Raw genomic sequence first — 10614 nt, 5'->3', positions numbered from 1 at the left:
GGCCGGCCGTCGGGCGGCGGCGGTACGGAGGCCGCGCGGGCGGGCCCGCCCTCGACGGACGTCCCGTCCGGGGCGGAACCGGTGGGCACGGGAGCCCGGAGGCCGCCGGGCGCCGCGTCGCCCCGCGCGGGGTTGTCGTAGGTGAACATCCCGCCGAGGTAGGCGCCCGTGAGCAGGACGGCCAGCGTGGCGCCCGAGGCGGTGAGCAGGACGGTGCGGCTGCGGGCGGGGCGGGGCGACGCGTCCGCGCGCTCGGCGCCGGGCACGGCAGGTCGCGCCGCCGCGGGGTCCGGGGAGGTGAGTGCGTCCTCCCCGGAGCCCGAGCCGCCCGCAGGGGAGAGGACTGCACCGGGAAGGGAGGGCGGGTCCCCGTCCTCGCCCAGGTCCACGAAGGGCCGTAGCCGGACCGGATCGAAGTCCTCCGCTGCCGCCGCCTCCGCCGTGCGCGCCTCACGGCGGGCCTCGGACGCCCGACGGGTGCACGGGCACGCGGGGGTGCCGTCCGCCGCGCGGGGCGTGCCGCACTCCGGGCAGGCGGGGTCGTTCGGTTCGCTCACGTGGGGTCCCTCTCCGTGCAGGGTCCAGAGTTTAGGCAGAGGTTCAACACTCAATCTCCATGCCCCCGGAGCTTGACGGAACCGGGGCCGCGGATGTCCGGATCCCGCCCACGGGCTCTGCGCTGCCCCGGCCTCCCGGCCCGCGGGGCCCCTGGTCCGCCCGGCGCCCGCCGGCCGGGGTGCTGGGGGAGAGGAGCGGAGGGTCGGGGCGCCGGAGGACCGGCGGGGGCGGGCCGTCACACGTCCCGGCCGCCCGGTCCCGCGAGTTCGGCGGCCCCCGACGATCCGGCCGTCCTCCCGCCGCCGTCACGCGTACGCCGTCACGCGTACGCCGCGCCGGCGCCCGCGAAGCGGCGGGATGCCGGGCCGCGGTGCACGTCACCGTCGGAGACCGCCGCCCGCGCCCGTGAAGGCGGCGACGCTGCCGCCGGAGGGAGCGGACGCGTCCGAGCGTCGCCTCCCGCGCCCGCGACGCGGCGGACCGAGGGGGCCGGAGGCGGCGCTCGCACGCCCCCGGCTCCGCCGAGATGCGTGAGGAAACGGGAATGTCCCGGTCCGGATCGGGTACGCGACGGGGAACGCGCCGGGGTCGGGGCGCATCGCCCCGACGGCCCGGACGGGCCGCACGACCGCCGCTGACAGGGGATCTGCCATGGACACACCCGCGAACGACCGCACCGCCACGACGGCCCGGCAGGCGCTGGACGCCCTGGCCGACAACACCGAGGACGCGACGGCGATGGACGCGCTCGCGAGCAGCGACGTCCTCGTCCCGGTGCCCGACGACGCCGGCGAGGCGGACGCCACCGACCCCGACGTGGTGGCCCTCCCGGTCATCGAGCGGGCAGGCGGCGAGCCGGTCGTCCCGGTCTTCACCTCCGAACCCGCGATGGCCGAACTGCTGCCCCACGTCTCCCGCTACCGGCTCGTGCCGCTCGGCGCGCTGGCCTCGCAGTGGCCGACGGAGGACCTGGCGCTGACCATAGACGCCGGATCACCGCATCCGCTGACCCTCACGTCGGAGGGCGTACGGACCCTGCTCGCCCGGCCCTGAACCACCCCGTGGGCGCGGCCCACCCGGGCCCCGCCCACGTTGCCGTCAGCCGTCAGCCGTCAGCCGTCAGCCGTCAGCCGTCCAGCGTCCGGGCCAGGGCCTCGCGCTGCAACGGGAGGACCTCGCCGTGCAGGCCGCGCCCCTTGGGGGTCAGCGCGACGTACACACCGCGCCGGTCCTCCGCGCAGACGGAGCGCTCGACCAGCCCGTCCTTCTCCAGGCGCCCGATGAGCCGGGACAGGGCGCTCTGGCTGAGATGGGCCCGCCCGACGAGGTTCTGCACCCGGCAGTGCGTGCCCTCCTCGGGCATCGCCGAGGCGAGGAGGTCGAGGACCTCGAAGTCGCTGGCTCCCAGGCCGTGCGGATGCAGCACCCGGTCGATCTCACACATCGTGCGCGCGTGGACGGAGAGGATGTCCCGCCACCGCTGTTCGAGCCCCGCGTCGGCCGTCTTGGCTGCCATGTCTGCACCGTAGCACCGACCCCCAGCGGTCGTTGAGCGTGCAACTAGCGCGTGGGTGAGCGGGCCGGGGGCCGGGCCGCGGCGCCGGGCGCGCGCTCCCGTGCCGATGCCGTGGCCCGGCCGTCGAGCAGCATCGGGCACGACCCCGCCACATGTCCGTACGACCGGACCCGGACCCTCCACCGCCCCGACCTCCCCTCCTCGTAAGGCCGTTCGGTACCGGACAACAGACCGGTACTCCCGGACACCGCGGCGTCCGCTGCGGGACAGTGGGGTGACGCGCCATGACGCGCACCGACGGAGAGGGTGAGGAGATGCTGAGAACTCCCGTCAGTGAGAGACGCCTGGTCATCCTGGAGTGGCTGAAGGACCCGGTCGCCCACTTCCCGCGCCGGCGACGGGCCGACCCGGTCGAGGACGGGGTGAGCGCGGACGCCGTGGCGGAGCGGCTCGGGGTGTCCCGCGCGGTCGCGGAGACCCATCTCGGCCTGCTCGCCGATCTCGGGCTGCTGCGCGCCAAACGGATGGGGCGGCGGCTGTACTACCGGCGTGACGAGGTCCGGATCGCCGAGGTGGCGCGCATGTTCGAGAAGGGCTGGTAGGCCCGGTGGCCCGGCGTGCGTCCCGCCGCTACCCCGCGCCCCGGCCCGCCGCGCGGTGCTCGCGCACCGCGATCCGGGCCAGCTTCGTGAGCATCATGCCGTTGCGGATCGAGACGGCGTAGTCGACGGGCAGCCCGTGCATCCGGGTGCCGGGGCCCCGCAGGGGGTGCCAGTCCATGACGAGGAGCGTGTGCCCGCCCCAGGGGACGAGCCGCAGGGCGATCCGGGCCGCGCCGAAGGGCTCGGCCCTCGCCTCCAGTTCCAGCCTGCGCCGCGGTTCGCTGAGGCGGACGACGACGGTGTCGTCGAGGACCAGCGGCCCGAGCCCGACCCGTACCCGCAGGCGCGCGCCCACGTCCGGCCAGTGCGGGTCCGCCGTGAGCACCTCACGGGTTCCGGAGACCCACTCCCCGTAGCGCCGGCCGTCCGCGAGCAGGCCCCAGACCTCCGGCGGTGAACTCAGGATCAGGCGGCGACTACGGGCCATGCCCACCACACTCCCACTCCCTGTCCGGGCCGGACACGGGTCTCGTCACGGGGGCCGGTCACCTGTCCCGTGCGGGGTTCTTCGACAGTAGCCGCGCACGGGACCCCGGGCACCCGGGAGACCGGCCGGTCCCGCTGGCCGGACTCCCCTCCCGTCCCGCCGACCGGTTCCGCCGACCGTGAACCGCCCGGCACGGCCCTTCCCGCCGCCGGCCGCGGGCCTGCCCGCCCGCCCCGACCGTCTCCGCCCGACCGGCCCCGGCGTGCCCGCACGGGCCGGCCGGCGTTAGGCTGTTGCCCGGCCGCGACCACCTCGCGGCGCGGCGGTGGGGCCCGCCGTACCCGAACCGCGGCGGACGCCGCCAACGGTCCCTACTTGCAGCGAAGCGGCCCGCGCGACCGGGCCCCGGCGAGTAGGAGACGTGACTCCCATGACAGCCCCCGAAGCCCAGGACACCGCGCCCTTTCGCGCGCCCGCCGGGACCCGGCGGCCCGCGGCCTGGCGGGCCCAGGTGCCGGTTCTCGCCGCGGTCGCGGCCGGCGGGGCCCTCGGCGCCACGGCCCGGTACGCCTTCGCCCTGGCCTGGCCCGCCCGGCCGGGCGGCTTCCCCTGGGCGACGTTCTGCACCAACGTCGTCGGCTGCGCCGTGATCGGCGCCTTCATGGTCGTCATCACCGAGGAGTGGAGCGCGCACCGCCTGGTGCGCCCGTTCTTCGGCACCGGCGTCCTCGGCGGCTTCACCACCTTCTCGACCTACACCGTCGACTTCACGAGGCTCCTCGACGGCGGCCGTCCGTCCCTCGCCCTGGCCTACCTCGCCGCGACACCGGCCGCGGCGCTCACGGCCGTATGGCTCGCCGCGGCGGGGACCCGCCGCGTGCTGAAGTGGAGGCAGGCATGACCAGGCTGACCGGCACGGCCCTGCGCCTGACCGTCTTCGTCGGCGAGAGCGACACCTGGCACCGAAGGCCGCTCTGCTCCGAGATCGTGCACCGCGCCCACGCGGCCGGCCTGGCGGGCGCCAGCGTCTTCCGCGGGATCGAGGGCTTCGGCGCCTCCTCGCTGATCCACACCTCGCGGCTGCTCTCCCTCAGCGAGGACCTGCCCGTCGCCGTCGTGATCGTGGACACCGAGGAGCGCGTCCGGGCGTTCCTGCCGCAACTGGACGAACTCGTCACCGAAGGACTGGTCACCCTCGACGCGTGCGAGGTCATCCGCTACACCGGCCGGGGAGCGGGGGACGGGGACGGACCGGGGCCGGGCGCGCGGGGAGGCACGGCCTCGTGAACTGGCTCCTGGTGATCGCGGGCGCGGTGGTCGGCGCGCCCCTGCGCTACCTCACGGACCGCGCGGTGCAGTCCCGGCACGACTCGGTGTTCCCGTGGGGCACCTTCGTGGTCAACGTCAGCGGCAGCCTGATCCTCGGCCTGCTCACCGGCGCGGCCCTCGCGGGTGCCGCCGGGTCCCGCCTCCAACTGCTCATCGGCACCGGCCTGTGCGGGGCCCTGACGACGTACTCGACCTTCTCCTACGAGACCCTGCGGCTGACCGGGACCGGCGCCCGGCTCTACGCCGCCGTCAACGTCGTGGGCAGCGTGACCGCCGGGCTCGGCGCCGCGTTCCTCGGCCTGGCGGTCGCGGGGGCCGTGTGGCCGTAGCCCACGGCGGCGCGGCGCCCAGAGCCGTTCCGGCACCGGCGCGCGTGATCCTCGCCACGGTCCCCGCGGCCGGAACCGGCGGGAACCGCCCCGCGGTGCGTCGCACGCTCCGGACGCCTTGACAGCGCCCGGGGTCCGGCCGGACCATCGCACCGTGAACCTGTCAGACAGCCGGACAGCCGGACAGCCGCCACGCCGGGTCAGCGCCATGGAAGCGGTGCTGGCGCACCTGCGGGACGCCATCGAACGCGGCACGTACGCCGTCGGGGACAAGCTCCCCTCCGAGGCGGAGCTGTGCCGCGCCCTGGAGATCAGCAGGCCCGTGCTGCGCGAGGCCCTGCGCGCCCTGCAGACCATGGGGCTGACCGTCTCCAAGACCGGCAAGGGCACGTTCGTCGTCGCGAACACCGTCGAGGACCCCACGTTCGGCGACTACACGGCCAGCGACCTCATGGAGGTGCGCCGCCACGTGGAGATCCCGGTCGCCGGCTACGCGGCCCTGCGCCGCACCCCGGAGAACCTCGACCACCTCGCCCATCTGCTCGACCGCATGGAGCGGGAGACGGACACCACCGCGTGGGTCGCCATGGACACCCTCTTCCACCTCGCCGTGGCCGAGGCCGCCCAGAACCCGGTCTTCCGCAGGGTCATCGAGGAGATCCGCGACGCCCTGGCCCGCCAGTCGGCCTTCCTCAACGAACTGGGCGGGCGCCGCGAGCAGTCCAACCGCGAGCACCGGGCGATCGTCGAGGCGCTGACCGACGGCAGCGCACACGACGCCACCGAGGCGATGGCCCACCATCTCGACCGCGTCGGGACCTCGCTCACCGACATCGTGCGCGCCGGACGCGCGGCCACTTCCGCGGAAAGCGGCGCCGCGCCGTGAGCGGGCGGCACCCGGCGGCCCGGACACCCCCGCGGCACCCGGCGCGGACGTCCCTTCCCCTCGACCCACGACGGCAGGCAGTGATGCACAGCGGCTCCCCGGCGGACGCACCCCTCGTCCGCGAACCCCTCCACGCGCCCGTGGCGCACCTCGTCCGCGGCGGCGTCACCGAGGGCGTGCACCACGGCTCCGTCGTGGTCCTCGGCCCCGGCGGGGACGTGCGGTTCCAACTCGGCGACATCGAGGCGGCCTTCTACCCGCGTTCCGCCCTCAAACCCGTCCAGGCCGTCGCCATGGCGCGGGCCGGGCTGCCGCTGGAGGGCGAACTGCTCGCGCTCGCCGCCGCGAGCCACTCCGGCGAGGAACGCCATCTCGCCGGCGCCCGGCGCATCCTCGAACTCGCCGGACTCACCGAGGACCACCTGCGCAACGTCCCGGACATGCCCTACGGCCCGGCCGTCCGCGACACCTGGGTCCGCGCGGGCCGCGGCCCCTCCCGGCTCGCCCAGAACTGCTCCGGCAAGCACGCCGCCATGCTGTACACCTGCCGGCTCAACGGCTGGTCCCTGGACGACTACCTCGACCCCGGCCACCCGCTCCAGCAGGCCGTCGCCGAGATCGTCGAGGACCTCACCGGGCAGCGCGTCGCCCGGGTCACCGTCGACGGCTGCGGGGCGCCGCTGTTCTCCGTCTCGCTGCACGGCCTGGCCCGCGCCGGGGCGCGCGTCACGACGGCGCCGCCGGGCACCCCCGAGGCGCGGGTCGCGGACGCGATGCGCACGCACGCCGAGATGGCCTCCGGCGCCGGGCGGGACGTGGCCGCGCTGATGCGGGCCGTACCGGGACTGCTGGCCAAGGACGGCTTCGAGGGCGTGCAGCTCGCCGCGCTGCCGGACGGCCGCGCGGTCGCCGTGAAGATCGCCGACGGGGCGGACCGGGCCAGGGTGCCCGTCGCGGCCGCCGCGCTCGCCTTCGCGGGCGTCGACCCGGAACCGCTCACCGGGTTCCGCGGCGAACCGCTCCTCGGCGGCGGGCGGGAGGTCGGGCGCGTACGACCCGTGCGCTCGCTGGACCCGGTCGCGGCCCCCGCCCCCGCCTGCGGCTGCGCGTACGCCTGACGAACGCGCCGACCCGGCCGAGCGGCCCGGCGGCCCCCGCGCGGGCGGTCCGTCGGTGAACGGCCGTGCCCCGGCCCGACCGCGAGCCGCCCGCAGAAAACGCGGGCGGGCGCCCGGTCCGGCGGCACGGCACAATGGTGATCATGGCAGCATCGACGGCGGCACCCGCCTTCCAGGCGGTCCTGGAGCGCATCGCCGACGAGATCGGGCGGACCCCCGGCCGCGGCAGGCCCGCCGGCTACATCCCGGCGCTCGCCGCCTGCGACCCCCGCAGCTTCGGCATGGCCGTCGCCGAACCCGACGGGACGGTGTACGGCGTGGGGGACTGGCGGGAGCCGTTCTCCACCCAGTCCGTCACCAAGGTGTTCACACTCGCCCTCGACCTGGCCCGCGAGGGCGACGCGCTCTGGGAGCACGTGGGCCGCGAGCCGTCCGGCAACCCCTTCAACTCCCTGGTCCAGCTGGAGTACGAGAACGGCATCCCGCGCAACCCGTTCATCAACGCCGGCGCCCTGGTCGTCACCGACCGCCTCCAGACCCGTACCGGCGACGCGGCCGGTGAACTCCTCGCCTTCCTGCGCGCCGAGAGCGGCAACCCGTCCCTGGACTTCGACCTGGACGTGGCCGCCTCCGAGACCGCGCACGGCGACCGCAACGCCGCCCTCGCCCACTTCATGGCCGCCTACGGCAACATCGACAACCCCGTGCCCGCCCTGCTCGACCAGTACTTCCGCCAGTGCTCGGTGCGGGCGTCCTGCGCCGACCTCGCGCTCGCCACCGGCTTCCTGGCCCGCCACGGCCTGCGCGCCGACGGCACCCGGCTGCTCACCCGCAGCCAGGCCAAGCAGGTCAACGCCGTGATGCTCACCTGCGGCACCTACGACGCCGCCGGGGAGTTCGCCCACCGGGTCGGGCTGCCCGGCAAGAGCGGGGTGGGCGGCGGCATCATCGCCGTCGTGCCCGGCCGCTGCACGCTGTGCGTGTGGAGCCCCGGCCTCGACGAGCGCGGCAACTCGGTGGCCGGCGTCGCCGCCCTCGACCTCTTCACGACGATGACGGGACTGTCGGTCTTCTGACCCGCGCCCGCGGCCCACCGGCGGCCATCGTCGCGATCACCAGACCGACAGCCCGCGCCCCGCGCCCGCGGCCCACCGGCCCACCGTTCCCCGGGGCCGGGCGCGAGCGATCACACGGCGGTCATGTACGGGCCGCCGCCCCGAGGGCTCCGCGTCGTCTCGCGGCCACGAGGCGTTGACAGCCTGGCCGCGTGTTGGCCATGGCATTCCCCGTCGATCTCCGCCACTGCCGCGCCCTCGGCCTGGCCGGTACCACCTGCCTCGCCCTGGGCGGCGCGGAGGCGGGCGCGCTGCCGGTGCGCGACCTGCCGGACCCGAACCCGGCCCACGCCGATCTGGGCCTGGTCGGCGTGTACTTCGGGCTCGTCCTGCTGATCGCGGCGTGGCTGCTGCTCGGCCGGCTCGTCCGCGGCGCGCACCCGCCCACCCCGCGCGCCCTGCTGCTCACCCTGGCGATCTGGGCCGCCCCGCTGCTCGTCGCACCCCCGCTGTTCAGCCGCGACGTCTACAGCTACGTCGCCCAGGGCGCCATGGTCGACGCCCGCATCGACGTCTACGCCTACGGCCCCTCCCGCCTCGGCGGTCCGCTCGCCGCCGAGGTCGCCCCGCTGTGGCGGCACACCGCCACCCCCTACGGCCCGGTCTTCCTCGCCGCCGCCTCCGCGCTGTCGGCGCTCACCGGCGCCCAACTGCCCGCCGGACTCGTCGGCATGCGGCTGCTGGCCCTCCTCGGAGTGGCCCTGATGGCGGCCGTCCTGCCGCGGCTGGCCCGGCACAGCGGCACCGACCCGGCCGCGGCGCTGTGGCTGGGCGTCCTCAACCCGCTCGTCCTGCTGCACCTGGTCGCGGGCGCCCACAACGAAGCCGTCATGCTCGGCCTGCTGGGCGCCGGCCTGGTGGCCGCGCTCGGCGGCCGTACCGTCCTGGGCGCGGCGCTCGTCACCCTGGCCGCCCTGGTCAAGGCGCCCGCCCTGCTCGGCCTCGTCGCCGTCGTGCTGCTGCGCACCCGCGCCGGCGGCCACCCGGCGCGGGCCGTCCTCGTCACCGCCGCCGCCTCCGGCGCGACCACGGTCGCCGTGACGGCGCTCACGGGCACCGGCTACGGCTGGATCGGCGCCCTGGACACCCCGGTCTCCTCCCGGAACTGGGCGCTGACGAGCCTGCTCGGCCGGGCCACCGCGTCGCTCCTGGAACGGGCGGGCAGCGGCCTCGCACCCCTGGCCGTGCCCGCGTGGCAGGCCGTCGGCGTGGCGCTGACCGCCGCCCTCCTGCTGGTGATCTGGCGGCGCCTGCACACCCGCCCGGTGTACGCGCTCGGCCTGAGCCTCGTCGCGGTGGCCGCTCTCGGACCGGCGATCCGCCCCTGGTACGCCCTGTGGGGCCTGTTCGTCATCGCCGCCGCCGCGCCCGCCCCCGCGGTACGGGACCGGCTCGCCGCGGCGACGGCGGTGCTCGCGCTCGCCGTCCTGCCCGACGGGAAAATGGCGGACACCGGCCGGCTGCTGCTGGCCGTCTGCGGCGGCCTGCTCGCCGTGGCCGTGCTGTGGCAGGCCCACCTCGCCGCGCAGGCCCCGGCCCGGGAGCGCACCGCGTGAGGGCGCCGCGCACCGGCCGCGGCCGCCTCGCCCTCGTGCTGGTGCTCGCCGCCGCCGTCACCGCCTTCACCGCGACCGTTCCGCTGCTGCGCGACTGGTTCGACCTGCGCGTCTACCAGGGCGCCGTCGACAGCTGGGCGCACCACGGGGGCCGGCTCTACGACTACCGGGTGCCCGGCACGTCGTACGGCTTCACCTATCCGCCGTTCGCCGCCGTCCTGATGCTGCCCATGGCGCTGACGGGGCTGCACGGGGCGATCGCCGTGACGCTGCTGCTCGACCTGGCGGCCCTGGCCTTCGTGCTGCACGTGCTGGCGGGAGAGGAGCTGCGGCGGCACGGCTGGTACGGCGTGGCGCTGACGCTGTGCGCGCTCGCCCTGTTCGAACCCCTGCGGGACACCGTCAGCTTCGGCCAGGTGAACATGCTGCTGCTGGCCCTCGTCCTGCTGGACTGCCGCCTGCTGAGCGCCGGACGCGAACGCTGGGCCGGCGCGGGCATCGGCCTGGCGGCCGCGGTCAAGCTGACGCCCGCCGTGTTCATCGCCCTGCTGCTGGTGGCCGGACGCCGCAGGGCCGCGGCCGTCGCGGGCGCGGTCGCCGTCGGCGCGACGGCGCTCGCGGCGGCGGTGGACCCCGCGGCCTCCCGCTTCTACTGGACGCGCGCGCTGTGGGACACCGACCGGGTGGGCCGGCTCGACTACGTCTCCAACCAGTCGCTCCAGGGCGTCCTGGCCCGGCTGGACATCACGGACCGGGCGGTGTGGGCGGTCCTCGTGCTGCTCGTCCTCGGCGTGTGGGCCGCGCGCGCCCGGCGGGCGGTGGCGGCGGGCGACTGGACGGCCGCCTTCGCGCTGACCGGGCTGACCGCCTGCCTGGTCAGCCCGGTCACCTGGGTGCACCACCTGGTGTGGCTGCTGCCCGCCTTCGCCGTCCTCGTGCGCGCCGGACGGACACGGACCGCGGCCGTCCTGTACGCGGTGCTGTGCACCAGCGTGGTCTGGCTGTGGTTCGACGACGCGTCCGGCGTCGACGGCTTCCTCGGCGGCAGCCTCTACACCTGGATCACCCTGGGCCTGCTGCTGTGGCTGCCGGCCGGTCAGCGCTTCCCGTCGCGCCCG

The 10614-nt window shown here is 76.2% G+C and carries 12 protein-coding genes and 1 pseudogene; 10 read left to right on the top strand and 3 right to left on the bottom strand.

Annotated elements, in window-relative coordinates; translation table 11 throughout:
- Positions 1-557, bottom strand: a pseudogene (locus SZN_RS31745) (peptidoglycan-binding domain-containing protein); the annotation flags it as partial.
- A gap of 652 nt (positions 558-1209) precedes the next feature.
- Here SZN_RS31745 and SZN_RS31740 point away from each other — a divergent pair.
- Positions 1210-1611: an SseB family protein gene (locus SZN_RS31740; RefSeq protein WP_007503091.1), complete on the top strand. Its 402-nt coding sequence runs from the start codon at positions 1210-1212 to the stop codon at positions 1609-1611.
- A 73-nt stretch (positions 1612-1684) separates the two neighbouring features.
- On the opposite strand, the gene SZN_RS31735 is transcribed toward SZN_RS31740, so the two are convergent.
- A complete protein-coding gene (locus tag SZN_RS31735; protein ID WP_007503089.1) occupies positions 1685-2074 on the bottom strand; it encodes a MarR family winged helix-turn-helix transcriptional regulator in 390 nt (129 codons plus the stop codon).
- Positions 2075-2388: 314 nt separating this feature from the next.
- On the opposite strand from SZN_RS31735, the gene SZN_RS31730 reads away from it, so the two are divergent.
- Complete coding sequence (locus SZN_RS31730) at positions 2389-2676, top strand: helix-turn-helix domain-containing protein (protein WP_043734160.1); 288 nt, start codon at positions 2389-2391, stop codon at positions 2674-2676.
- Between the two features lie 28 nt (positions 2677-2704).
- Here the strand turns inward: SZN_RS31730 and SZN_RS31725 are convergent, their stop codons facing one another.
- Positions 2705-3163, bottom strand: coding sequence for an SRPBCC family protein (locus SZN_RS31725; protein ID WP_007503084.1), 459 nt, complete (start codon positions 3161-3163; stop codon positions 2705-2707).
- Positions 3164-3593: 430 nt separating this feature from the next.
- Between SZN_RS31725 and SZN_RS31720 the strand changes: the two genes are divergently transcribed.
- The 8 genes from SZN_RS31720 to SZN_RS31685 form a co-directional block, all read left to right on the top strand.
- Entirely contained in the window at positions 3594-4064 is a 471-nt protein-coding gene (locus SZN_RS31720; RefSeq protein WP_007503082.1) for a fluoride efflux transporter FluC, read from the top strand.
- A complete protein-coding gene (locus SZN_RS31715) occupies positions 4061-4450 on the top strand; it encodes a DUF190 domain-containing protein (protein ID WP_007503080.1) in 390 nt (129 codons plus the stop codon). The genes SZN_RS31720 and SZN_RS31715 overlap by 4 nt, the downstream gene beginning before the upstream one ends.
- Positions 4447-4821: a fluoride efflux transporter CrcB gene (gene crcB / locus SZN_RS31710; protein ID WP_007503079.1), complete on the top strand. Its 375-nt coding sequence runs from the start codon at positions 4447-4449 to the stop codon at positions 4819-4821. Before SZN_RS31715 ends, crcB begins: the two co-directional genes overlap by 4 nt.
- Before the next feature lie 154 nt (positions 4822-4975).
- Positions 4976-5707, top strand: coding sequence for a FadR/GntR family transcriptional regulator (locus SZN_RS31705; RefSeq protein ID WP_078509040.1), 732 nt, complete (start codon positions 4976-4978; stop codon positions 5705-5707).
- Positions 5708-5790: 83 nt separating this feature from the next.
- On the top strand, positions 5791-6825 hold the full coding sequence (locus tag SZN_RS31700; protein WP_007503074.1) for an asparaginase: 1035 nt from the start codon (positions 5791-5793) through the stop codon (positions 6823-6825).
- A 134-nt stretch (positions 6826-6959) separates the two neighbouring features.
- The gene (locus SZN_RS31695; protein WP_007503072.1) at positions 6960-7901 is read left to right on the top strand and encodes a glutaminase; all 942 of its coding nucleotides are present in this window, start codon (positions 6960-6962) and stop codon (positions 7899-7901) included.
- Between the two features lie 200 nt (positions 7902-8101).
- A complete protein-coding gene (mptB, locus tag SZN_RS31690) occupies positions 8102-9496 on the top strand; it encodes a polyprenol phosphomannose-dependent alpha 1,6 mannosyltransferase MptB (RefSeq protein ID WP_007503070.1) in 1395 nt (464 codons plus the stop codon).
- On the top strand, positions 9493-10614 hold a 1122-nt coding region (locus tag SZN_RS31685), incomplete at its 3' end, for a glycosyltransferase 87 family protein (protein WP_007503068.1). The genes mptB and SZN_RS31685, both read left to right, overlap by 4 nt.

The organism is Streptomyces zinciresistens K42, from assembly GCF_000225525.1.
Classification (GTDB): Bacteria; Actinomycetota; Actinomycetes; order Streptomycetales; family Streptomycetaceae; genus Streptomyces; species Streptomyces zinciresistens.
The sequence above is the reverse complement of the archived record's forward strand: the minus strand, read 5'-3'. Positions and strand labels throughout refer to the sequence as shown.